At 44.3% G+C, this 22,631-nt stretch carries 23 protein-coding genes; 3 read left to right on the forward strand and 20 right to left on the reverse strand.

The window, feature by feature from the left end; genetic code table 11:
- From Hs20B_RS04715 to spx, 9 genes are all read right to left on the reverse strand, one after another.
- The coding region (locus tag Hs20B_RS04715) for a KxYKxGKxW signal peptide domain-containing protein (protein ID WP_172356120.1) at positions 1 to 2,836 on the reverse strand (2,836 nt) is incomplete at its 3' end.
- Between the two features lie 426 nt (positions 2,837 to 3,262).
- Positions 3,263 to 5,056 (reverse strand): 1-deoxy-D-xylulose-5-phosphate synthase, encoded by a 1,794-nt coding sequence (locus Hs20B_RS04720; RefSeq protein ID WP_172356122.1) that lies wholly within the window; start codon positions 5,054 to 5,056, stop codon positions 3,263 to 3,265.
- A 228-nt stretch (positions 5,057 to 5,284) separates the two neighbouring features.
- Positions 5,285 to 6,568, reverse strand: a complete 1,284-nt coding sequence (gene tig / locus Hs20B_RS04725) for a trigger factor (RefSeq protein ID WP_172356123.1) — start codon at positions 6,566 to 6,568, stop codon at positions 5,285 to 5,287.
- 84 nt (positions 6,569 to 6,652) lie between these two features.
- Positions 6,653 to 6,841, reverse strand: a complete 189-nt coding sequence (locus Hs20B_RS04730) for a DNA-directed RNA polymerase subunit beta (RefSeq protein ID WP_172356125.1) — start codon at positions 6,839 to 6,841, stop codon at positions 6,653 to 6,655.
- Positions 6,834 to 8,114 (reverse strand): UDP-N-acetylglucosamine 1-carboxyvinyltransferase, encoded by a 1,281-nt coding sequence (gene murA / locus Hs20B_RS04735; RefSeq protein WP_172356127.1) that lies wholly within the window; start codon positions 8,112 to 8,114, stop codon positions 6,834 to 6,836. The genes Hs20B_RS04730 and murA overlap by 8 nt, the downstream gene beginning before the upstream one ends.
- Positions 8,115 to 8,179: 65 nt before the next feature.
- Positions 8,180 to 8,746 (reverse strand): TMEM175 family protein, encoded by a 567-nt coding sequence (locus Hs20B_RS04740; RefSeq protein WP_172356129.1) that lies wholly within the window; start codon positions 8,744 to 8,746, stop codon positions 8,180 to 8,182.
- A gap of 7 nt (positions 8,747 to 8,753) precedes the next feature.
- Entirely contained in the window at positions 8,754 to 9,563 is an 810-nt protein-coding gene (locus Hs20B_RS04745; RefSeq protein WP_228407486.1) for an inositol monophosphatase family protein, read from the reverse strand.
- Positions 9,532 to 9,822 carry a UPF0223 family protein gene (locus tag Hs20B_RS04750; RefSeq protein WP_172356131.1) on the reverse strand — a complete coding sequence of 97 codons (291 nt, stop codon included), beginning with the start codon at positions 9,820 to 9,822 and terminating at the stop codon, positions 9,532 to 9,534. The genes Hs20B_RS04745 and Hs20B_RS04750 overlap by 32 nt, the downstream gene beginning before the upstream one ends.
- Before the next feature lies 1 nt (position 9,823).
- The gene (gene spx / locus Hs20B_RS04755; protein ID WP_172356133.1) at positions 9,824 to 10,219 is read right to left on the reverse strand and encodes a transcriptional regulator Spx; all 396 of its coding nucleotides are present in this window, start codon (positions 10,217 to 10,219) and stop codon (positions 9,824 to 9,826) included.
- A gap of 63 nt (positions 10,220 to 10,282) precedes the next feature.
- Here spx and Hs20B_RS04760 point away from each other — a divergent pair, with 63 nt between their 5' ends.
- Together Hs20B_RS04760 and Hs20B_RS04765 are read left to right on the forward strand one after the other, a co-directional pair.
- The gene (locus Hs20B_RS04760; RefSeq protein WP_172356135.1) at positions 10,283 to 10,522 is read left to right on the forward strand and encodes a DUF2829 domain-containing protein; all 240 of its coding nucleotides are present in this window, start codon (positions 10,283 to 10,285) and stop codon (positions 10,520 to 10,522) included.
- Between the two features lie 38 nt (positions 10,523 to 10,560).
- The gene (locus Hs20B_RS04765; protein ID WP_172356359.1) at positions 10,561 to 11,295 is read left to right on the forward strand and encodes a 3-oxoacyl-ACP reductase; all 735 of its coding nucleotides are present in this window, start codon (positions 10,561 to 10,563) and stop codon (positions 11,293 to 11,295) included.
- 37 nt (positions 11,296 to 11,332) lie between these two features.
- Here the strand turns inward: Hs20B_RS04765 and folP are convergent, their stop codons facing one another.
- The 11 genes from folP to Hs20B_RS04820 form a co-directional block, all read right to left on the reverse strand.
- Positions 11,333 to 12,772, reverse strand: coding sequence for a dihydropteroate synthase (gene folP, locus Hs20B_RS04770; protein ID WP_228407488.1), 1,440 nt, complete (start codon positions 12,770 to 12,772; stop codon positions 11,333 to 11,335).
- Positions 12,769 to 13,344: a GTP cyclohydrolase I FolE gene (gene folE, locus Hs20B_RS04775; protein ID WP_172356137.1), complete on the reverse strand. Its 576-nt coding sequence runs from the start codon at positions 13,342 to 13,344 to the stop codon at positions 12,769 to 12,771. The genes folP and folE overlap by 4 nt, the downstream gene beginning before the upstream one ends.
- A 27-nt stretch (positions 13,345 to 13,371) precedes the next feature.
- The gene (folK, locus tag Hs20B_RS04780; protein WP_172356139.1) at positions 13,372 to 13,878 is read right to left on the reverse strand and encodes a 2-amino-4-hydroxy-6-hydroxymethyldihydropteridine diphosphokinase; all 507 of its coding nucleotides are present in this window, start codon (positions 13,876 to 13,878) and stop codon (positions 13,372 to 13,374) included.
- A gap of 24 nt (positions 13,879 to 13,902) precedes the next feature.
- Positions 13,903 to 14,271, reverse strand: a complete 369-nt coding sequence (gene folB, locus Hs20B_RS04785; RefSeq protein WP_172356141.1) for a dihydroneopterin aldolase — start codon at positions 14,269 to 14,271, stop codon at positions 13,903 to 13,905.
- Positions 14,272 to 14,416: 145 nt separating this feature from the next.
- Positions 14,417 to 14,686, reverse strand: coding sequence for a 30S ribosomal protein S15 (rpsO, locus tag Hs20B_RS04790; RefSeq protein ID WP_172356142.1), 270 nt, complete (start codon positions 14,684 to 14,686; stop codon positions 14,417 to 14,419).
- Positions 14,687 to 14,831: 145 nt separating this feature from the next.
- Positions 14,832 to 16,790, reverse strand: coding sequence for a Stk1 family PASTA domain-containing Ser/Thr kinase (pknB, locus tag Hs20B_RS04795; RefSeq protein ID WP_172356144.1), 1,959 nt, complete (start codon positions 16,788 to 16,790; stop codon positions 14,832 to 14,834).
- A 3-nt stretch (positions 16,791 to 16,793) separates the two neighbouring features.
- Complete coding sequence (locus Hs20B_RS04800; protein ID WP_172356146.1) at positions 16,794 to 17,540, reverse strand: Stp1/IreP family PP2C-type Ser/Thr phosphatase; 747 nt, start codon at positions 17,538 to 17,540, stop codon at positions 16,794 to 16,796.
- A gap of 48 nt (positions 17,541 to 17,588) precedes the next feature.
- Positions 17,589 to 18,902 carry a 16S rRNA (cytosine(967)-C(5))-methyltransferase RsmB gene (rsmB, locus tag Hs20B_RS04805; protein ID WP_172356148.1) on the reverse strand — a complete coding sequence of 438 codons (1,314 nt, stop codon included), beginning with the start codon at positions 18,900 to 18,902 and terminating at the stop codon, positions 17,589 to 17,591.
- Positions 18,895 to 19,824: a methionyl-tRNA formyltransferase gene (gene fmt / locus Hs20B_RS04810; RefSeq protein WP_172356149.1), complete on the reverse strand. Its 930-nt coding sequence runs from the start codon at positions 19,822 to 19,824 to the stop codon at positions 18,895 to 18,897. Before fmt ends, rsmB begins: the two co-directional genes overlap by 8 nt.
- A 64-nt stretch (positions 19,825 to 19,888) precedes the next feature.
- Positions 19,889 to 20,695 carry a pyruvate formate-lyase-activating protein gene (gene pflA / locus Hs20B_RS04815; RefSeq protein WP_172356151.1) on the reverse strand — a complete coding sequence of 269 codons (807 nt, stop codon included), beginning with the start codon at positions 20,693 to 20,695 and terminating at the stop codon, positions 19,889 to 19,891.
- A gap of 95 nt (positions 20,696 to 20,790) precedes the next feature.
- Positions 20,791 to 21,066, reverse strand: coding sequence for a hypothetical protein (locus Hs20B_RS04820; protein WP_172356153.1), 276 nt, complete (start codon positions 21,064 to 21,066; stop codon positions 20,791 to 20,793).
- Positions 21,067 to 21,194: 128 nt separating this feature from the next.
- Here Hs20B_RS04820 and gad point away from each other — a divergent pair, with 128 nt between their 5' ends.
- A complete protein-coding gene (gene gad, locus Hs20B_RS04825) occupies positions 21,195 to 22,598 on the forward strand; it encodes a glutamate decarboxylase (RefSeq protein ID WP_172356155.1) in 1,404 nt (467 codons plus the stop codon).
- Positions 22,599 to 22,631 lie beyond the last annotated feature (33 nt).

The following is a 22,631-nucleotide window of genomic DNA, read 5'->3' on the forward strand; positions in this document are numbered from 1 at the left end:
AGTCACTGTCTTCTGACGAGTCACTGTCTTCTGACGAGTCACTGTCTTCTGACGAGTCACTGTCTTCTGACGAGTCACTGTCTTCTGACGAGTCACTGTCTTCTGACGAGTCACTGTCTTCTGACGAATCGCTGTCTTCTGACGAATCACTATCTTCGGATGAGTCCGAGTCTTCTGATGAATTGCTATCTTCGGATGAGTCCGAGTCTTCTAACGAATCACTGTCTTCTAACGAATCACTGTCTTCTAACGAATCACTGTCTTCTAACGAGTCACTGTCTTCTAACGAATCACTATCTTCCGACGAGTCACTGTCTTCTGATGAATCGCTATCTTCGAATGAGCCTGAATCCTCATCGGAATCGCTTGATTCATCAGATTCCGAGTCCTCATCAGAATCACTAGCCACCTCCGACTCAAAATCCGCAATTGAATCACTCAACTCATCAGATTCCGAATCAAACAACTCATCAGACACAAACAGCGACTCCGAGTCTGCAAACGACTCATAGTCCGCGTGATAGTCGACCGTGTCAGAAAGTGCCACATCACCCTTAGTGTAGGTCGTCGAGTTATTGCCAGAAATCACCGTGTCCGTCACCCAGCCAGTCGGCCCTTTCGGACTTGTGACTGCCTCCGCCGTGATCAACCCGGTTTCCGGATCCACCGCGATTTTGTCCGAGTCCGACGCAAAACTCGGGGCCACAGGGTGCTTGCTTGCATCCCCGTCAAGCGCATAGCGCACGTAGTCGCTTGACACCTCAAGACCCGTCACCTCATCCACGTAAAACGTCCGAGTAATCACAGCAACAGCCTGATAAGTCGGAGGCGTACCCGTTTGGACACCTCCCAGCGTATAGTCTACGGTATAAGTCACATTAGCCGTGTCACGCGCAACATGCGTGTTATGCGTCACATGGATGATGACATCCTGAGACACACTCGTATCATCAGATATATCGTCAGCCACCCCAGTTTGCCCATCAACACCCGTAATCACGTAACGCGAATCATTGACGAAAGCAAGCGCAGCCGCATCTGTCACCTCCCAAACACCACCAGTTACAAGTGGCTGACCATTTTCATCAAGCGTGAGCGTCCCAGCATTTTCACTGACATACTGACCCGTCAGATCATCAAAAATCTTCACCGTCACTTTAGCAGGATTGGCCTGATAAGTCACGTTATAGACTTGCGGACTGCTATCTTGCGTCGGGTCGTTCGTGTTATCTGTCGTATCAAAAGTTCCAGCTGCTACTTCAGTTGCAGCCACACCATTGACATAGGACGTAAACCCGGCAATCTGGCGTACAGAAATCGCTGGAAACGCCTCGTTGGTATAGCCTGATGCGCCTTTTTCAGCATCAAGCAACTCGTCTGTCAAATCATGCCCAGCTGGAAAGGCGTAGTTGACCACCTGCGTTTGTACCTGTGGCGTGTAGTTGACCGTATAGGTCTGTGGTGCACTGTCAGTGTTAGCGCTGCCATTTGATGTATTATCAAAAGTCCCTGAAACGTTTGCGACGTCCGCACTATAACCTGATTGTAGCGGCGTATCAACTGAAAAAGTCTGATCCGTTACGCCCGCCACCGTCTCCGTCCGACTTGAGACAATCTCACCCTTGCTGTTCAGCGTGTTATACGTGATCAGCGTCGCCTGATAATCTGGCGTATAAGTCAACGTCATGTCATTTGCCATGGTCGAGCTGACCAAAAGGTCGTTAGCCGCTGTCAAGTGATAGCCTTCAAAACTTGGCGCATTGTAGCTATACGTGTCACTTGCAGCATTTGGTGACACACCTGTAATCCCGATCGAATCCCCAACATTTGCAGTCAATGTCGTTGCGGTTCTAATTGCCTCACCAGTTGCCTTAAGGTAGTTGACCGTGACAGGCTCAGTCGCAAGATTCATTTTCAAATCACCGATATTTGCTGAAAGATTTGACGTATTGCCACCAGTTGAAGCAATAACTGCCAAAGACATATCAGCACTTGATGTATAAGTTGTTGAAATAGTTGTGCCGTTATCTATATAAGTTAAAGTGCCAGTAACTGTTCCATCTGTGTTAATAGTTGAAGGAACCCAAGAAATTGATGTGGACCAACCAGCAGTGTTTCTGGCATCTTTAGTTGGAGAAATTGGCGTAGTTAAATTACCACTTGCATCAGTTCCACGAAATGCAATTTGATCCATATTATTGTTGGTTGTATTTTTACCAACATTGCTGTCACCAGAATCGCTGTTGTAATAAAGATCACGACCAATAAACATTGCGTTGGCAATTCCTTGAACACCGAGTCCAGCATTTGATGCACCTGAAGTGCCAATTTTATTTGGATCAATTGGGGCAAGTACATAACCAAGCGAGTCACCAGCATTTCCACTATCAAGAAGGCCATTTCCAGCATCAGTTTTCAAACCACTAGTTAATGAAAATGATGATTTCATATCAATCATTTGATTAAATGATGCCGCACCAACTGAAGTTTGTGAATTAGGAACAAGCGTTACCCAAGTAGAATTTGTTTTTGAAGCTGTTCCACTTACAGTAAAATTAGCATTTCCGTTTGTTGCAATTGTGTGATTACCAGTATCAGTTACTGTGTCGATCGAATTTGCGACGGCAACCTGAGGCTCCTGGTCCGTGTCAAGATCGTCAGCTAAGATGACTCTCAAAGCTTCAGGAATTTCCTGAGACAAAACAGCACCACCCGCAAGTACAGCCATGATCGTACTCGCATACAACCACGATTTCCCTTTTTTCCATGATCGAAAATGTGTGTGCGCCAGATCCGATTTTGCATTCTTAATTTGTTTTAATTCACTTCGTAACATGATTACCCCTTCATGATTGTATTATTAGAATCTTTACCTGTAATTGTGCCTATTTTTAGAACAATTTAACTTCTTCAACATAATCATAACATTTTAAGCACCTTGTTACAAGCCTATATCCGCATTTTTATTGGTCTATACAGATTATTAAAGCATCTCTATGATGAAAACAATTCTTATTATTTTTATAGATATATAAAGCTTAAATAAAAATAAAAATAATCTGAAAACGATTTCAGATAACAAACTATTTTGAAAATATACCTGATTTATACTAAAACTACGCCATATAATAACAAGAAATTTTGCAAAATACGACACAACGGCCTCATAATAACAACAGAAATCTGAAAATTAAACCGACATTAACCAACAAAAAAAACTGCTCTGACATTGCAAAGCAGTCAGGACAGTTTTTAGATCAGATTATTTTGAAAAAAGTTTTTTGATGAAGCCACGAGCCTCTGGTTGCTCGAAAGCTGCCTTGACATCTTCAGCGATAAGCGCTGGCGTCAAGCGGAATGTCGTAAATAACTCGTCTTGTGGCGTATTATCGATGAAAATGGTATCTGCACCTTTCACAAGGACTTTCACACCTTTTTGAGACAGGTAGCTAGCCACTTTTTGACCAAAGCCACCATCTACCGCACCATCTTCCAGTGTGACAAAGACGCTATGCGTTTCAGCGAGTTTATCAAGCACAGCCGTATCCACTTGATTGATAGAGTGCGGATTAACAACTGTCGCATTCACACCAACTTTTGCAAGCTCATCAGCTGCAGCCTCAGCAGTCGTAAGCATGCCGCCCAGCCCAAGAATCGCAACACCCTCACCAGATTTGACAAGTTCATAGCTTGGTTGACTAAAGTTAGTCACGCGCGTCGGACGCGTCTCAAAACCTCGTTCTGACAAATGGATGATGACTGGATGTTCATGTTGATTGTAAGCCCAGTTAAGCATGGCTTTCAGATCTGCTTCACTTGCAGGTGCAAGGTCAATGATATTTGGAATATTTGACGTGATTGAGTTGACAAAGCTGCCTTGGTGCGTATCGTTATTACCACCGATCATGCCGCCTTTCACAATCACAATTGCAGGCTCTTCATTGAGCGCAAGGTCATGATTGAGCTGGTCATAGGCACGTTGCAAAAACGTTGCGTATTGGAAGATAAAGGCGCGCGTGCCAGCTTTTGCAATCGCACCACCAAGCGTCACAGTGTATTGTTCAGCAATTCCGCCGTCAATGTAGTTCTCAGGATGCTTTTGCGCAAATCCCATCAAGCCAAAGAACATTGGAATCGCGGCCGTAATCGCGACCAGCTTGTCACCACTTGCAAGTTTATCTTCCATAAACTCACCAATCACGTCATCATAAGCACGACCTGGTGCAGTTTGATCCAAATATTCCCCAGTTTCAGGGTTAAATGGTCCAAACATTTGGTGCAAAACAACTGGATTTTCAATGGCTGGTTGGTAACCATTCCCTTTTTTCGTATGAATATGGAGCACGATCGGATGATCAATGTCTTTGACAGACTCAAAAAGTTCAGTCAATTTTTCGATGTCATTACCAGCATCAAGATATTTATAGTCAAGACCAAATGATTTAAACAAGTTATTTTCAAGCGTCCCGTTCGACTCACGAAGCGCAGCCAGATGACGATACATACCACCATGGTTCTCATCAATCGCCCATTCATTATCGTTTAAGATAACAATCAAGTTGTTTTTGAAATCACCAGCACCATCAAGGCCTTCAAATGCAAGACCACCAGAGAGCGCACCGTCTCCGATGATGGCAATAATATTTTCTTGCTTACCTTGTAAATCACGTGCTTTTGCGTAACCTACAGCCGTAGCTACTGACGTTGATGTATGACCAACACGGATAAAATCATGCTCATTTTCTTTTGGATCCGTATAACCCGTTGTACCACCAAGCTTATCTGAATCCGTAAAGAAAGCTTTACGACCTGTCAAGATTTTATGTGGGTAGCTTTGGTGGCTAACGTCCCAGATCAGTTTGTCCGTCGGCGAGTTAAACACTTTGTGAAGGGCGATTGTCATCTCAACAACACCCAAGTTTGGTCCCAAGTGACCACCAACTTGGCTATCACGGTGAATAATAGCTGCACGTACATCACTTGCAAGCTCGTTAAGTTCGGCAGATGGAAGTGTTTTGATGTCTGCAGGGCTGTTTACTTTGTCTAAAATGGTCATGATTTGTCTCATTTCTATTTTTTTAGTTTTATTTTTCTTCAACGTTTACATCTGTAAACGAACGATAAATTGATTATATCAAAACTTTGTGAGTATGTGAAATTTTCTGCTCACAAGCTTGAAAAAATTGAAACTATTTGCTGAAAACACGTCAAAACAGCACCATTTGGGACAAAAAAAGAGCAGGACACTTGTCCTACTCGATTTATAAAGTTACTCCTAGTGTGATTATTTGACAACAGCAGTAGATGTGATGACTTCAACTGCTTTTTTAGCCGCGATGTCGTGTTTCAACATATCAGCAGGCAAGAGTTTTTCAACTTGTTCTTTAGGCATATCATAAGTTGCAGCCAAGTCAGCGATTTCAGTGTCGATTTCGTCTTGACTAGTTTCAAAGTTTTCAGCAGCAGCAACAGCTTCGATCACCAAGTTCGTGCGAACACGTTTGTCAGCGTCTTGTTCGTATTGTGCGTGGAGTTGTTCTTCAGTTGTACCAGTCAGTTGGAAGTACATTTCTGGAGAAATCCCTTGTTGTTGCATGTTACCAAGGAATTCGTTCATGGCACGGTGTACTTCTTCATGAACCATTTCGCCCGGCAATTCAACGATTTCAGCGTTTGAAACAGCAAGTTCGATAGCTGCAGTTTCAACAGCATCTGTGTATTGTGCTTCTTTTTCTTCAGCCAATTGTGCTTTATATTTTTCTTTGAGTTCAGCCAAAGTTTCAACTTCTTCATCGATGTCTTTTGCAAGTTCATCGTCAAGTTCAGGCACTTCTTTTGCTTTCACTTCGTGGATTGTTGTTGTGAAACTTGCTTCTTTCAAACGCAATTCTTCAGCTTGGTAATCTTCAGGGAAGATGACTTTGACCTCAACAGTTTCCCCAGCTTTGTGTCCAACAAGTTGCTCTTCAAAACCTGGGATAAATGATCCTGAACCAAGTTCAAGACTGTGGTTTTGAGCAGTTCCGCCGTCAAATGCTACGCCATCGATTTTACCTTCAAAGTCGATTACGACAGTATCACCGTTTTCAGCAGCATCTTCTTTGATAACAAGCTCAGCAAGATTTTTTTGTGCTGCTTCGATTTTAGCATCAACATCAGCATCCGTCACGTCTTTAGTCACATCAACTGATACTTCAAGGTTTTTGTAATCGCCAAGTTTAACTTCAGGTTTCACGATTACTTCAGCAGAGATTTCCCAGTCTTCGCCCTTATTCATTGATTTAACGTCAATTTTTGGTTGCGCAACTGGATCAATACCGCTTTCAGCAACAGCTGCTTCGTAGCTTTCTGACAAGACAGCGTTCAAAGCTTCTTCGTAGAGCGCTTCTTCACCATACATTTTATTGAAAACAGTACGTGATACTTTCCCTTTACGGAAGCCAGGCACGTTCAAGTCTTTTTTTACTTTGTTAAAAGCTGTATCAAGACCTTTTTTGATCAGGTCTTGGCCAATTGTAAAGTCCAAAGTCCCGTTATTTACACCAGTTTTTTCAAAACTTGCAGTCATTTGTATGTCTCCTAATTATATGAATTTTATTTCAACTTGTTCATTTTAGCATAAAAACGCCTAAAAAACAAGGATTTATCTACATTATTTGGCGTTTAGCTTGCTAAAAAAATCATGCCAGACGCTCGGTTTAAAGATGCTGACAGGATTTTTTCCGCCAAGACCACCATACCCCAGCATCAAGCCAAGTATAATCGCAATCGCAAACAAAATCAGAACCAGCACAATCAGCGAAATTCGCAGGCCGAAAAATTTGATACTTCGCTTAAACATGCGCAGATTCTCCACCAGTTCGTTCAATGTCAGCACCAAGGCTAGCCAATTTTTCGTGGAATTTGTAGTAGCCGCGGTCCAGATGTTTGAGATTGCCTACTGTCGTCACGCCATCAGCCACCATGCCAAGCAAGATCAGAGCTGCACTCGCACGCAGGTCAGTCGAGCGAACCTCAGCACCTGTAAAGCCAGTCCCGCCTTGAATAATAGCTGTATTTCTGGAAATATCAACTAACAAGCCCATCCGACGCATTTCTTCTAAATGCTGAAAGCGATTTTCAAAAACCGTTTCAATCATAGTCGACTCGCCCTTAGCAACAGCCTGAGCAGCAGTCATCTGCGCTTGCATATCCGTTGGAAAGCCTGGATGTGGCAAGGTTTTTACATTGACAGGTTTCAGAGTTTCAGGGCCAATAATACGGATGCCGTCTTCTTCTTGAATGACGTCAACACCCATTTCTGAAAGTTTTGAGAGCAAAGGACGGTTATGTTCACGCACTGCGTCTAAGATCAGAACGTTACCTTGCGTCATCGCTGCTGCCACCATAAAAGTGCCCGCTTCGATACGATCTTGAACAACATTATGACTAGCACCGTGCATTTTTTCGACACCTTTGATGATGATAGTATCAGTCCCTGCACCCTTAACATTCGCTCCCATTTTATTGAGCAAGTTTGCAAGGTCAACAATTTCAGGTTCACGCGCCGCATTTTCCAGGGTCGTCGTACCTTTTGCAAGAGTTGCCGCCATCATGATATTTTGTGTGGCACCAACTGACGGAAAATCCATGTAAAAGTGAGCACCGTGGAGTTCATCAGCCTTGGCTTCGATAAAACCACCATTTTGCGTGATATCAGCACCCAGAGCTTGCAAACCGCGGATATGTAAGTCAATCGGGCGTGACCCAATGGTACAACCGCCCGGCATAGACACACGCGCATGGCCATTTCGAGCGAGTATTGGGCCCAAAACAACGATGGAAGCACGCATCTGGCTGACATATTCATAAGGTGCTTCAATGGCGACGTCTTTTGTTGCTTGTGTCGTCACTTTTTTTTCGCTTTCGTCAAATGTCAAAGGAATATTGAGGTGCTTAACGACAGCATTCATCGTGTAGACATCACTCAAAATCGGCACATTTTGCAGCACTGTTTCGCCTTCTTCGGGTAAGATTGTCGCTGCAAGCAAGGGCAAAACTGCGTTTTTGGCACCTTCGATTTCAACTTGACCGTTCAGGCGCGTTTTGCCACCTTTGATAATTATTTTATCCATTTCGTTTTTCTGTACTTTCCTGTCTTTTTATGAGAGGTTAAAACCCTTATCAAATTATATCACATTTATTTTTTTCGTGTTTGTCTCTCGATTATGAACCAAAGAATGCTACAGCCCAAAACAAGTAATGTCGCAATTTGTGGTAGTAGTAGCGCAATCACAGCACCGATTAGTAGAACGACTACTAGCCAACAGCGCAGGCGATTGAGCTTTTGACTAATGACATTTTCACGCTGACCGTCTTTGACCGCAGCTTTTGATAGAAAGTAAAGTGCCAAAACCGTCAGCAAATAAACACCGATATACAGAATGGCAGGCGCCTGAGAACCCGGATCTTGATCCACCCAAGCAGTTGTAAATGGCACAAAAGAAATCGGCAGTAGGGCAAAATTATTGAGCCAGCTAAAGTTTGAGTCAACTTTTTTGAGATTTGTAACAATCTGATGATGACTAATCCAAAAACTTGTCACCAAGAAAAAGCTGATGATATAGGCGAAAATTGTCTGTAAAAAGTCAGAATTTGCGATTTCTGACCAATTGCCTGTTGGTGGCGTCTTGATTTCCAGCACCATAATCGTAATGATGATAGAAAAAAAACCGTCAGAAAAGCCTTCTAGCCGTGATTTTTGCATATTTTACTCATTTCTTTTTTTCGTTTGACTTAGCTTGATAGTCAGCAATTATTGCTAGTTGATTTTTAGGTACACTCATCATCATCTGACGACCTTTAAAGTCAAGCGGACTGCCGTCCAACTGCACGGTTACAAAGTCAAAAGGCGCTAAAAGCACACTACCTGCCGCATAGTCCCAGGGCGATAGATTACTGAAATATCCCCAGATTTTACCGTCAAGAATATGCACATAGTCGATACCAGCACTTCCGACTGCCCGCACGCCCAGCGTGTCAAAGCTCAAATCAAGCAATCCTCCTACATTGGTTCGGTACATGTAAGTGTTCACACCGAGCAAACTTTCTCGCAAGGGCTTTTGCACCAAACTGATCTGACGGTCATTTTTATAGCTTTTTTGCCCGTCACCCCAGTAGAGATTCCCTCTGATGACGTCCAAAATCACGCCGATTTTACCGATGCCGTTTTCATAATAGGCCAGCATGACCGCAAAATCATCGCGTTGCACGATAAAATTCGTCGTGCCGTCAATTGGATCTAGCACCCAGACATTGCCGTCTAAGATATCATGTTTGACGTCAGAACTATTGTCACTATCTGCATCTTCTTCCGCCAAAAAATAGTCATCTGGATAGGCTGCACGAATCCCTGCAATCACCTGCATCTGCACTGCCTTATCCAGATTTGTTACTAAGTCATCAAATCGTGACTTTTCAGTGATTTCGACCGTATCAGTCAGATGTGCCAGCAAAAAATCACCCGCCTCCCGGACTAATTTTTTGGCAAGTTCAAGCTTTAACTTTAATGAAATCTCGCTCACTCTTTTTTACCTCCTGCAAGGCGCGGTAAGATGAATAGCCTGATGATTTTTCAAAGTCCCGGTCTAGCTGTTTTTCCTGCATCTTTGACGGCACGACAACTTTGAAGGCTTGATAAGCCGCTAAAAAAGCTTGTTTTGAGACCTTAGCCTCGTAAAATGCCTCAACTTGATTGAAAAAAGAGATGACCGCTGCCATCTCCTCGCCCGTCCAAGTTAGATCCAGTGGATATTGGTAGCTCTGATTGCTATTGTTTGTCATCTTAGACCTCGGCACTCATGACGTCACGCAACTCTGCTTGACGGTATGAACGCGGCAAAAAAGCACGGATTTCATCTTCGTTAAAGCCGATTTGCAGCCGTTTGTCATCAACGATGAGCGGGCGTCTCAAAAGACTTGGATGCTCAGAAATCAAGGCAATCAATTGATTTGTCGTGAGCTCATCTACATCCACGTTCAGTTTTTGGAAAACCTTGCTGCGCGTCGAAATAATGTCCTCAGTGCCATTTTCAGTCTGCGACAAGATCATTTTCAAATCATCAGCCGTCAGAGGTTGCGTCAATATATTATGTTCTTTGTAGGCAACATCGTGCCCATCAAGCCATGCACGCGCCTTGCGGCAAGACGTACAAGATGGTGACAAATATAAGTTTATCATAGATATCTCACTTTAGAAGTTAGTATTATCTCTATTATACCAAAAATCTGCTATAATAGAGATATGAATTTTGAACAAATCTTACCGATACTTAAAAACGGTGGTAAAGCCGTCAGAACTGAAGGCTGGGGCGGTGCTGAAAATTTCGTCAAGCTCTATAACACAATCACACTTGACTCTGGTGAGACGCTTGACGTGACGCCGTATTTTTTGATCAATGTTGACGGCGAAGGAGAAGGCTACTCTATGTGGAGCCCAACGCCGTGCGATGTTCTCGCAAATGACTGGCGTGAGGTTGACTGATTTTGAGTTCACCTAAACTAAAGCAACTTGGACAACTACTGCGACCCGCTAAAAAAGCCGTTGCTGCAAGAAAGGTACTCGTAACAGGCTGTGCTTCAGGCATTGGTCAGGCACAAGCTCAGTATTTTCTTGAAAATGGCGATCTGGTTTGGGGCGTCGATCAAAATACACCCAAAAATATCGGCCATCTTGACTTTTCATTTGTCAAGGCAGATCTGACAGGTGATCTGACGGCTCTTTTCGCACGATTACCTAGGCACTTTGACATCATCTGTAATACAGCTGGCGTTTTAGACGACTACAAGCCTTTACTTGAGACGTCAGAGGCTGAGTTTTCAGCGATATGGTCTACCAATCTCTTGTCTGTCATTCAGATCACGCGTCATTTTTTGCCACAGATGATTGCAGAAAAATCAGGCGTTCTCATCAATATGTGCTCAATTGCAAGCTTCGTGGCTGGCGGTGGCGGTGCTGCCTACACAACGTCGAAGCACGCCCTTGCTGGATTCACCCGCCAATTAGCGCTTGACTATGCTCAAGATGGCGTTCAAATTTTCGGCATCGCACCAGGCGCCGTCAAAACGTCGATGAATCAAAAAGATTTTGATGAAAACGGCGGCAAAATGGCCGACTGGGTCGCTAGTGAAACACCAGTTGGCAGATGGGCTGAACCATCAGAAGTCGCTGAATTGACAGGGTTTCTAGCCTCAGGCAAGGCAAGCTATATGCACGGTCAAATCGTCAAAATAGACGGTGGATGGACGCTCAAATAAGAAAAGAGATCAGATAAGCATCTGACCTCTTTTTATCTCATCTCGCATGTTTCAAAATTTCAACAAAGCTTGTCATCTGACGGGCAGATTTGACATCGTGCACGCGTAATATTTTCGCACCGCGCCGATACATCTCAGTTGCAGCGACAAGCGACAGGTCTGCACGTGCTTCTTTTGGCAGGTCAAATAAGAATTTCCCCCAGCCCTTGTTTGCGACAGCAGTCATGATTGGTCGCTTAAAAGGTGTCAGATTGCCCACGGTATTCATCATGGCTAGGTCCTGTCTGACGTCTGAGTTTTTCGAGTAACCAACCCCAGGATCAAGTGCAATCCGTTCTCGTGCAACTCCCGCTGCTTCAAGACTTGCTAGATTTTCCTGAAACCAAGTAATCATCTCTTGACTAATATCCGGGCTAAGCTCCGTTTCGCGAGGATTGAACATGGTCAGCAAACCCACTTGCGTCTTTGCCATCAGCTCGAGTTTTCGGGCATCATCTGTAAATCCGTTGACGTCGTTAATGATGTCAGCACCTGCTGCAATCGCTGCAACCATGACCTCATATTTATAAGTATCAACGGCAACCACAGCATAGGGATGCACTTTTTTGATACCTGCGATCACGGGTACAATGCGCGCAATCTCATCTTCAACCGTAAGTGGCGTAAAACCTGGACGCGTGGTCTGACCGCCAACCTCGACAACATCTGCGCCGTCAGCCAATTGTTGCGTGGCTTGGGCCAATGACTCAGCAAGACCGCCGACCAATTCACCATTGTAAAATGACTCCGGACTCACGTTTAAAATCCCGTAGATAATGCCTGTTTCCTGCGTCAACTCGTGACCATTGGCCTGCCAGACGATGTCGTCATCTTGTAGCTTGGCAATAAGTTTCTTGACTGCCCGACCACGATGCTGATAGTTAAGCTGTTCAACCACAGTCAACTCGGCAAATGTCTTGCCCGTTTCTGTGACAAAAATCTCATCTAAGCCTTGACCAAACGTCCCACGAATACCATCAGAAATCATACTGCCACCATGGCCTTCTACTGTCAGAACACGTGCATTACCAGGCGTCATCAGAACCAATACAGCCGACATGTAGGCGCTACGATCTGATATGGTCGCATTATCTGCATACAAATCTAGGACATATTGATTTTCCTCGGCGGTTGTTTTGAGACCCAGCGCCTGGAATTCACGCGCTGTCTCTAAGCCAAATCGATCAGAAAAAGCCTGCAAAAACATCCCAGAATCATCAGCCAGCACATAGTCATCTGGCAACAAATCATGGATAAACGCCGCTTTAACCGTAGCATTTTTGACTTGATCATCTGTCGTCTCATCTGGAAATGTTTGTGGTGCGAGTACCTCACGATAATTGATCAGCTCAAGGCCGTATAGCTCGAAAAAACTTGCCAGATCAGCTGTTTTAGCTGAATTATTTGATGCAAATATGATCCGTTTGGGTAGCGTCATTTGAGGCTACCTCGCAGACTAAACTCCTGGCGCAGCAAGGCATCTGTTTTCAGACTGCCTTTGTAAAGGCTTGTCCGTGTGATCGTCCCAGGTTGATTGATGCCACGCATCTCCATGCACATGTGCTCTGCCTCAACCAATACCGCCACGCCTTTCGGATGCGTGATGCGCTCAAGCTCTGACGAGATAAGCGCCGTTAGATTTTCCTGCACACTTGGCCTGCGTGCTGCCCAGTCAACCAGCCGCGGAATCTTACTCAGTCCGATGATTTCTCCGTCAGGCACATAACCCACGCTCACACGACCCTTAAATGGCAGCAAATGGTGTTCACACATAGAGTAAAAAGGAATCCCGCTCACAACCACCATATCCGTGTCTTGATCTGTCGGAAAAAGTTTATAATTGTCAAAATGCGTCTGACCAGTCGAGGCGAAAATCTCCGCATAGGCCTTAGCAACACGGTCTGGCGTCTCAAGCAATCCGTCGCGCGCGGGATCATCACCAATGGCTGCAAGTAAATCTCGCGTCCCAGCTTTTAATGTCTCAAAATTATCGTCAGAAAAAGTTTTCATATCATGCTTTCTAAAAATTTCTAAAATTCACTCAGGAATCGTGAGTTGATAAGGTGTCGCGCGGACCCAATTTTCGTCAGAAGTCGTTTGCAGCAGCTGCTCACTAAGTGTGACGACACGGTCATCAGAAATCTGTTCTGCAACATCTAACAAAGGTTGCAGAACAAAACGACGATTAGCAAGCTCACGATGCGGTATGCTCAAACGCTCACTCGTCAGATTGACGCCACCAAATAACAAAATATCCAAATCAATCGTGCGCGGTCCCCAATGCACCGTTTTTACTCGTTTCATCGCCTTTTCAATCGCCTGCGTTTTGTCTAGCAACTGCTCTGGAGTCACCTCTTTTGCTACCTCAAGCACAAGCGTAATGTTGTAAAAATCGTCTTGAATCACTAGACCAACAGGCTCAGTTTCATAGACTTTTGACACGCCTAGCACATCAAAATCTGCTGCCAATCGCACAACTGCTTCTTGTAAATTAGCAAGTCTGTCACCTAGATTTGTCCCAATGCTGAGGTAAACTTTCGTCATGACTATCCTTTCATTTGTTGCGTGTTAAGCCAGGTCGTTTTTCCCTGACACCGTGATGATGATGTCATCAAAGACACCCGCAATCGGCACAGAATACTTTTTAACCGAGAGCTCTATTTCTTCCGCCATCGAAAATGCTTGCAGGAGCTGTGTGAGTGTCCCGTTTGCTAGCGACTCCATAAGATTAAAATCATGCGTCGTCACATAGTTTTCAATAACATCAAACACCGCTGCGTAGGAAATCGTGGTCGCAAGGTCATCATCCTTAACCAAATGCTCGATGTCATAAATCACACATACATCAACCGAAATCTGCTGACCCAGCTTTTTTTCCTCAGCAAATACACCATTGTGCGTGTAAAACCGCATATTTGTTATCTCAATCTTGCCCATGAGCCACCTAGTTTTCGTTTTATTGTAAGCAGGCAAACGATGAAAATAGTGTTCCCATTTTCAAAGTCCACCTAAACTATTATTACTATTTTATCACATTTTTCAAAAGAAAAAAATCCCAGCGGAAACTGAGATTTTTAGCATCTTAACGACGAAGACCAAGTGAAGAAATCAATTCGCGGTAACGTGGAATATCTTTTTGACGCAGATATGACAAGAGGTTACGACGGTGACCGATCTTTTTCATCAAACCACGGTAAGTTGCGTGGTCTTTTTTATGATTTTGGATGTGTTCGTTGAGGTGGTTGATTTCCCAAGTCAATACAGCGATTTGGACTTCAGGTGAACCAGTGTCCCCTTCAGTACGTGCGTATTGGTTGATGATTTCAGTTTTTTTCTCTTTTGAGATTGCCATTGTGTTTCTCCTTTTCGAGCTGAGCTCTTATTTTAATGCTGTTTCCGTGCAAGACGTTTGGCATATCGCCAAGCTCAGAGACAGTTGGTACTCTATCTATTATACCGATTTTTTAAAATCTGTCAAGCCTACTTACTCAAAGTGATCAGCCACCATTTGCATCAGATGACGACGTTGTCGTGTCTGATGTGGTTGGCGCAGACGATGAAGACTGGGTTGTTGTACTTTGGACGGCGCTTTCCGATGATGCCGCTGATTCTGACGATGCCGCTGATTCTGACTGACTCTTGCTCTCAGATGCAGATTCTGAGGCAGATTCTGAGGCAGCATCAGCTGCTGATTGGCTGGCTGAGGCCGCATCATATTCCAGGACTTTCAACACGATTTTTGTGCTAGTCGCCTTGAAGCTTTCACCTTCTGCAGGTATTGAGCCAATGACATAGTTATCAGAAGCCATGTCAGGTGTTGATACCGGTTCAATCGTGATGTTATCCTCGGGCACGCCTAAGTTTTCTAACTCAGCCTTGAGTGCCGTTGCCGTTTTAGTACTTAGATTACCATTAAGATAAGTCGGCATGACAACTTCATTACCTTCTGACACTTCAAACGTAATATTATCTGTACCGTCTAAATCAAGCAATTGACCTTTTTTAGGCGTTTGCTTGATGATTTTTCCAGCCTCAATTGTATCTGATTTTACTTCTTTTTTGACGATACGTGATTCATCAACGCCATATTTCAGCATCAAGTCATCAATCGCATCATCCACTGACTTGCCAACGTAGTTTTTAAGCTTGATGACATTGCCTCCTTGTGAGACGTAAAGATTGATCGTAGCACCTTGTTTTTTGATGGTCTTTGCAGCAGGGCTGGTCCTTGTGACCTTACCTTTACTGACGTCTGCGCTCATCTCCGTGATTTCTTGACCGACTTTGAGTTTTTTATCCGAAAGTAGCGCTTTAGCCTGCGAAACAGTCATGCCGCTGACATCTGGCACTTTCACTTCTTTTGGTGTGGTCAAGATCAGAGCTGCAACAGCTGCTACCAAAACGGCAACAATAATACCACCAACAAGTAAGCCTTTAGGTATTTTTCTTTTCTTATTTTTTGATGACGCAACCAGTGGTTCAACGCCATCAGTCTGCCCGTCGTGCGTGTCCTGATTTACTGTTTGGATGAGTTTATCTGTATTTCCGTTATCAGGTATCATGATCCGCGGCATCGGTTTAGTCGCATCAGGATCTTCGACAAAGCTAAGTTTCGGATCATGCGCCCGATCAGCGCTCAGCGCTGTATCCAGATCTCGCTGCATGTCTGTTGCAGTCGCATAGCGGTCTGAGAGTTTCTTCGCCGTTGCTTTGATGACCACATTTTCCATCGCCTGAGGGACGTTTTTGTTTTGATTGATAATGCTTGGCAGGTTTTCTTGAAAATGTTTGAGGGCGATGGTAACTGCGCTATCGCCGTCAAAAGGGATCTTTCCTGTCAACATCTCATAGACGATGATGCCAATCGCATACAAATCACTCTGAGGCGTCGCATTGCTACCACGTGCCTGCTCAGGACTGAGATAATGCACTGAGCCAAACATCGAGTTTGTCTGCGTCAAAGACGTTTCTGACAAGGCTTTTGCAATACCAAAATCCGTGACTTTAGCCGTACCATCTTTTGTGATCAGGATATTTTGCGGTTTCAGATCTCTGTGAATGATGCCACTATTGTGCGCTAGTGCCATAGCCGCTAAGATTTCATCGCCAATACGCACCACTTCTTCATTCGCAAGTGGCGCATGTTCGTTAATATATTGCTTGAGCGTCAAGCCATCGACATATTCCATGACGATATATTGCTGATCATCTGCATCGCCAACGTCTGAAATACCCACGATATTAGGATGGCTGAGTTCAGCCATGGCATAGGCTTCACGCTGAAAACGTGCGATAGCGATCGCATCATTTTCAAAGTTTGAACGCAAGATTTTAATGGCAACTTGGCGGTTATCTAGGTAAGTATCCTCAGCCAGATAGACATTTGCCATGCCGCCTCTGCCGATTTCTTTGATGACCTTATAGCGCTCTGCGTAAATTTTTCCGATTTGTATCATCTTTTACAGGTCTCCTTGGTCAAACTTGACTAAAACTACCGTGATGTTATCCAAACCGCCATTGCTATTTGCTAGACCGACAAGCGCATCCGTTTGCCCATCAAGCGCAATGTCATTTTCGACAATACCAATAATTTCCTGTTCTGACACCATATTTGTCAGACCGTCAGAACTCATGATGATGACATCGTTTGCATCTATCTCTAGCGTCAATGTATCTACATCAACATCAGTCGGTTGACCAAGTGAACGTGTGATAATATTTTTATTAGGATGGCTTTCAGCCTCATCAGCTGTGATTTCACCTGCATCAACAAGCTCCTGAACCAGAGAATGATCCCGTGTGATACGGATCAACTCATTGTTTCTGATAACTTGTGTGCGAGAATCGCCGACGTGAGCACTTACAATCTGATGCTTTTGCACCACAACTGCCTCAAGCGTCGTTCCCATGCCCTTGTAGTCGTCCAATTTGCCAAGATTTGCGATATTTTCATTTTCTGCACGAATTTGTGCGCGCAGCCAAGCTTCAATCTCGTCTGAATCACTATCAACTGTGAAATCAGTCGCTGCCCAAGCCCTGCCCAGATCTTCAACTGTCAGCTTACTTGCGACATTACCAGCCTTGTGCCCGCCCATACCATCAGCAAGCAGAAAAATCCGCTCACCTTGTGTATTGACAAAAGTGTCGGCGTAATCCTGATTGTTGGTGCGTTTTTGCCCAACGTCTGACAAAATACTGTACTTCATTTAGTTCCTCTTTGTGAGTCGAAAACACATGCTCCCGACATTTTCAGATTATTTTTTCCGCAATTTTGCGATAAAGAAACCGTCCGTATGATAGGCGTCTGGCGTGATAAAAAGGCAACCATTTTTGACAATGTTCTCTTTTTCATGCGTCAAAGCAACTTGTTCAAACTCCGGATGATTTGCCAAAAATTTCTCAATCACTTGAAAATTTTCTTCATCGAAAATCGTACACGTACTATAGACTATAGTACCACTATTTGCAAGGGTTTTGCAAGTATTTTCGAGGATTTCTAGCTGAATTTTCTGTAAATTTTCAAAATCGCTCGTTTCCTTGCGATATTTGATATCTGGTTTACGACGGATCAGTCCAATCCCAGAACACGGTGCATCCACCAAAATCTTGTCAAAACGATCAGCACCAAACTGTTCAAAACTCTGACGCGCATCGAGCTTGGTCAGACTGATTTTTTCAGCCACACCAAGTCTTTCAGCGTTTTGACGGATCAAGCGCAGCTTATGATCATAGAGATCAAGCGCCTCAATATGCCCCGAACCCGTCAGATACTCTGCCATATGCACGGTTTTGCCTCCAGGCGCCGCACAAGCATCCAAAATCCGATCATCTGGCGCCGCATCAACTGCTACCGCAACGAGCTGACTTGACTCATCTTGCATGGTAATCAAGCCATCATTAAAGTCCAGCAAGTCCGCAAAATGCCCCGACTCAGCGATGATACCCGAGTCTGAAATATCGGATTTAACTACGTCATACTCAACTAAAAGTTTATTAAGCTCAGTCTGCACGTCTGTTTTCGTCAGATTCACCCGAAGACTCGCACGACTAGGTTCTTCCAGACTTTTGAGGATTTTAACCGTCTTTTCAAATCCAAAATCCTTGACAAATTTTTTCGTCAGATCAATCGGCATCGAATACTGCACCGACAGCTTTTCAGTCGAGTCGCTAATCTCGTCAAATGAGCGCAACTCTGCACGTGTGAAATTGCGCAGCACACCATTTACAAAGCCAGATAAACGCTGATCACCTTGCTTTTTAGCGATTTTGACTGCCTCATCAACCGCAGCAGACGTCGGAATCCGATCCATATAAACCATCTGATAGACTGTCATGGCAAGCAGATTTTTGACCCATTTTTTCGTCTTTTTGACAAAAGGCTTGGTGTACCAATCCAGCGTGATTTTCTTTGAAATCGTGCCATAAACAAGCTGTGTGACAAGCTTTTTGTCTAGTTCTGTCAAATTTTCCGACTTAATTTTTTCATTGAGCGCAAGATTGGCATAGGCACTATTATTTAGCACGTCATTGATGACTGAAAGCGCCACACGGCGCGGATTATTACTCAAATTGATCTCCGATTTCGATATTTTTGCCTAGCCCATTTAGAAAATCTTGGATAGACATTTTGGGTTTACCTGCTGGTTGGACGGTAACAAGGCTGATAGCCCCTTCTTTTGCAGCGATGACCAGACTTTTTTTCGTCTTCTCAATGACCTGACCAGGTTTACCAGACCCATCAGCCAAACTAACTTCGTGTAGCTTAAAGCGTGCTCCTTGCCAAGTAGTATGCGCCACAGGCCACGGATACATGCCCCGCACTTGATTGAAAATATCACGCGCCGACATCTGCCAGTCAATCTTTTCTTCTTCTGATGTGATATTGGGCGAAAAACTCACCAGATTTTCATCTTGCTTGATAGGTGTCAGATTCCCCGCTAGATAATCCGGCAATGTTTCTAATAACAGATCACGTCCGATAAGGCTGAGCTTGTCAAACATACTGCCGACATTGTCGCTGTCTGTGATTGGAATCGACCGTTGCGAAATCATGTCGCCAGCATCCATCTTTTTGATCATCTCCATAATCGTCACGCCTGCTTCAGCGTCACCCTTGATGATAGCATAATGAACTGGTGCACCGCCACGATACTTGGGCAATAAACTGGCATGCACATTGACTGCGTGCTTAACCGAATTGAGCAAGCGCTCCGGTAAAAATTGACCAAAAGCTGCCGTCACAATCATATCCGCGCCAAGTGTCATCAGCTCTAACATCTCGTCAGAACCCGAGATTTTCTCAGGCTGATAAACGGGCAGATTTAGCTTGAGCGCTGCTGCCTTGACAGGTGTCATCTGGATTTCTTTTTTGCGTCCAACCGCACGGTCAGGCTGCGTCACAACTGCAAGTATCTCATAACCTTGCGCCACAAGTCCTTCTAAAACAGGCACAGAAAAGGCCGGTGTCCCCATAAAAATTAACTTTGTCATGTTTTTTCTTTCTATCAAAAAAAGTGTATATAGTAATTATACACTTTTTTAGAGCTATTTTAGATTATTTTTGGACTCGTGCTAGATAAGCCTTATAATCCGCTGTATGCATCAAATTTTTCGCATTTTCAACACGCTCAGCTGTTGGCGGTTTTACGCCTGCAAGCGGATAATCCCAGCCTAGCTCACGCCATTTGAACTCACCCATGGTATGATAGGGCAAGATTTCAAACTTTTGCACATTTTTCAACGTTTTTACATATTTGCCAAGTTCGATCAAATCTTCATCAAAGTCTGTTTCCCCCGGCACTAAAACATGACGGATCCAGACAGGAATTCCTTTTTCCGACAGATATTGTGAGAACTCAAGGATATTACTGTTTGGATGCCCAGTCAAATCACGATGGCGCATGTCATTGATTTCCTTGATGTCTAAAAGCACCAAGTCGGTCACAGCAAGCAGCGCATCAATCTCAGCAAGCACCTCAGGCTTCGTTGAAAACGGCATCCCGCACGTGTCAAGTGTGCAGTGAATGCCAAGTGCCTGTGCTTTTGTGAAAAACGCCGTCACAAAAGGCATCTGAAGCATAGCCTCACCGCCTGAAACCGTGATACCACCACGCTTGCCCCAAAACTCCTTGAACTTAAGCGCCTCATCAAGCACCTCATCAACCGTCCGCTCGCGTGATTTATCCGTCTTCATCGCCCAAGTATCAGGATTATGACAAAACTTACAACGCATCTTACAGCCCTGCATGAAGATAATAAATCGTACACCAGGCCCATCAACCGAACCAAAACTCTCTGTCGAGTGCACAAGCCCCGTCATACTTCCCAACTCCGCCGTCGTCAATGTTGCTATCTCTACCATACTAATCACCGCTTTCTTATCTAACTCTATTTTACGTTATTTTGAAAGGGTTTACAATGATTATGGCTGAAAAATTATTCCAATCTGATCACAGTTCAATAAAAGGTATCACTATAGACGTTCACTGTCGCTTGGGGATATTTGTCAGAAGTCGCACTGACAGAGGCCCGATACCAAAATCTCTGGCTGAGCTTCTGAATCCTTTTCAGCGATTGGTACAACCCACTGAGCGTCACAAAGGTTACATTTTCCTCGCCATACTGCGCGACGACCTTAGACTTTACTTCTGCCAGATACTTGTCCTTTTGCAACCTGCCCAAAATCACGCTATCCAGACAAACCTCATCAGCCATTTTCGTTACAAAATACATCCCGTCTCCTTTCAATGTTTCAAACTATAATTCACTCATTTCTCCTGTAATAACCCTCAAATCCTGTCATTTTTTGTTATAATTTAAGTACAAGAGATTAAAAATAAATGAAATCGAGGTGCTTTCTGATGCTTTATGGAAAAAATGATCAATCATCGCAATCGCCGTTTTTGCAGCCGATTTTTGGCTCTGATGCGTCAAAACGTGATATTCCAAAATACAAATTGGCAACTGAGCCGATTGAGCCACGAATTGCCTATCAGCTAATCAAGGACGAGTTGCTTGATGAGGGCGTTGCACGCCAAAATCTGGCAACATTTTGCCAAACTTACATGGAACCTGAGGCGACACAGCTCATGGGCGAGACCTTGGCGAAAAATGCCATCGATAAAAGTGAATATCCAAGGACCGCTGAGCTTGAAAATCGTTGCGTTAACATGATTGCGGACCTCTGGCATGCGCCCGATTCAGAAGCCTATATGGGGACGTCTACCGTTGGGAGTTCTGAAGCCTGCATGCTGGGCGGTATGGCGATGAAATTCCGTTGGCGCAAGCGTGCAAAATCTGCTGGCATTGACATACAGGCCAAACGTCCAAATCTTGTTATCTCGTCTGGCTATCAGGTCTGCTGGGAAAAGTTTGCTGTCTACTTTGACGTTGAGTTGCGCGAAGTGCCAATGACTGCGCACACGATGAGCCTTGATTTATCAGATATCACGTCCTATTTTGATGACTACACGATTGGTGTGGTTGGGATTTTGGGGATTACTTACACTGGCGTTTATGACGATATTGCAGCGCTTGATGCGATTTTGACACAGTACAATGCAACAGCAAAACTGAGCGTGCCTATACACGTCGATGCAGCGTCCGGCGGTATGTACACACCATTTATGGAGCCCGAGATTATCTGGGATTTTCAGCTAAAAAACGTCGCGTCAATCAATACCTCAGGTCACAAATACGGCCTTGTTTATCCCGGAATTGGCTGGATTATTTGGCGTGATAAAACCTATCTGCCTGAGGAGCTGATTTTCAGCGTGTCTTATCTTGGCGGTGATATGCCGACAATGGCAATCAACTTTTCGCGGAGTGCTAGCCAGATTATCGGGCAGTTTTACAACTTCATGCGTTTTGGTTTTAACGGCTACAAGGAAATCCACCAAAGAACGCATGATGTCGCTGTCTTTCTAGCAAAAACAGTCGCTGATACTGGCTATTTCACGATTTACAATGCGGGAGAACATCTGCCTATCATCTGCTATAAACTCAAAGATGATGCCGCACAGGACTGGACTTTGTACGAGCTCGCAGATGTTTTGCAGATGAAAGGTTGGCAGGTGCCTGCCTATCCACTCCCTAACAAACTCAGCGATACCGTCATCCAGCGCTACGTCGTCAGAGCTGACTTTGGCATGAATGTTGCTGAAGCATTTGCCGAGGACTTTAGATGGGCAATCGACAAGCTCAATCAATCCCGGTTTCTACGTCAGAAAGACGATGAAAAACGTGTGCAGGGTTTTACGCACTGATGAGACACAAAAAGGCTCTGAAATTCAAAATTC

Origin of the sequence: Pseudolactococcus insecticola (assembly GCF_011170065.1) — a bacterium.
In the GTDB taxonomy this organism is placed as follows: Bacteria; Bacillota; Bacilli; order Lactobacillales; family Streptococcaceae; genus Pseudolactococcus; species Pseudolactococcus insecticola.

What these genes read in the sequence shown, in the direction of transcription:
- Hs20B_RS04820 (WP_172356153.1), bottom strand. Translation starts at nt 21,066, where the DNA reads ATGTATTTTGTAACGAAAATGGCTGATGAGGTTTGTCTGGATAGCGTG.
- fmt (WP_172356149.1), bottom strand. Translation starts at nt 19,824, where the DNA reads ATGACAAAGTTAATTTTTATGGGGACACCGGCCTTTTCTGTGCCTGTT.
- pknB (WP_172356144.1), bottom strand. Translation starts at nt 16,790, where the DNA reads ATGATACAAATCGGAAAAATTTACGCAGAGCGCTATAAGGTCATCAAA.
- Hs20B_RS04740 (WP_172356129.1), bottom strand. Translation starts at nt 8,746, where the DNA reads ATGCAAAAATCACGGCTAGAAGGCTTTTCTGACGGTTTTTTTTCTATC.
- tig (WP_172356123.1), bottom strand. Translation starts at nt 6,568, where the DNA reads ATGACTGCAAGTTTTGAAAAAACTGGTGTAAATAACGGGACTTTGGAC.
- Hs20B_RS04730 (WP_172356125.1), bottom strand. Translation starts at nt 6,841, where the DNA reads ATGTTTAAGCGAAGTATCAAATTTTTCGGCCTGCGAATTTCGCTGATT.
- murA (WP_172356127.1), bottom strand. Translation starts at nt 8,114, where the DNA reads ATGGATAAAATAATTATCAAAGGTGGCAAAACGCGCCTGAACGGTCAA.
- folE (WP_172356137.1), bottom strand. Translation starts at nt 13,344, where the DNA reads ATGAAAACTTTTTCTGACGATAATTTTGAGACATTAAAAGCTGGGACG.
- folB (WP_172356141.1), bottom strand. Translation starts at nt 14,271, where the DNA reads ATGGGCAAGATTGAGATAACAAATATGCGGTTTTACACGCACAATGGT.
- Hs20B_RS04800 (WP_172356146.1), bottom strand. Translation starts at nt 17,540, where the DNA reads ATGAAGTACAGTATTTTGTCAGACGTTGGGCAAAAACGCACCAACAAT.
- folK (WP_172356139.1), bottom strand. Translation starts at nt 13,878, where the DNA reads ATGACGAAAGTTTACCTCAGCATTGGGACAAATCTAGGTGACAGACTT.
- Hs20B_RS04750 (WP_172356131.1), bottom strand. Translation starts at nt 9,822, where the DNA reads ATGACAAACAATAGCAATCAGAGCTACCAATATCCACTGGATCTAACT.
- Hs20B_RS04760 (WP_172356135.1), top strand. Translation starts at nt 10,283, where the DNA reads ATGAATTTTGAACAAATCTTACCGATACTTAAAAACGGTGGTAAAGCC.
- gad (WP_172356155.1), top strand. Translation starts at nt 21,195, where the DNA reads ATGCTTTATGGAAAAAATGATCAATCATCGCAATCGCCGTTTTTGCAG.
- rpsO (WP_172356142.1), bottom strand. Translation starts at nt 14,686, where the DNA reads ATGGCAATCTCAAAAGAGAAAAAAACTGAAATCATCAACCAATACGCA.
- spx (WP_172356133.1), bottom strand. Translation starts at nt 10,219, where the DNA reads ATGATAAACTTATATTTGTCACCATCTTGTACGTCTTGCCGCAAGGCG.
- pflA (WP_172356151.1), bottom strand. Translation starts at nt 20,695, where the DNA reads ATGGTAGAGATAGCAACATTGACGACGGCGGAGTTGGGAAGTATGACG.
- Hs20B_RS04720 (WP_172356122.1), bottom strand. Translation starts at nt 5,056, where the DNA reads ATGACCATTTTAGACAAAGTAAACAGCCCTGCAGACATCAAAACACTT.
- folP (WP_228407488.1), bottom strand. Translation starts at nt 12,772, where the DNA reads ATGACGCTACCCAAACGGATCATATTTGCATCAAATAATTCAGCTAAA.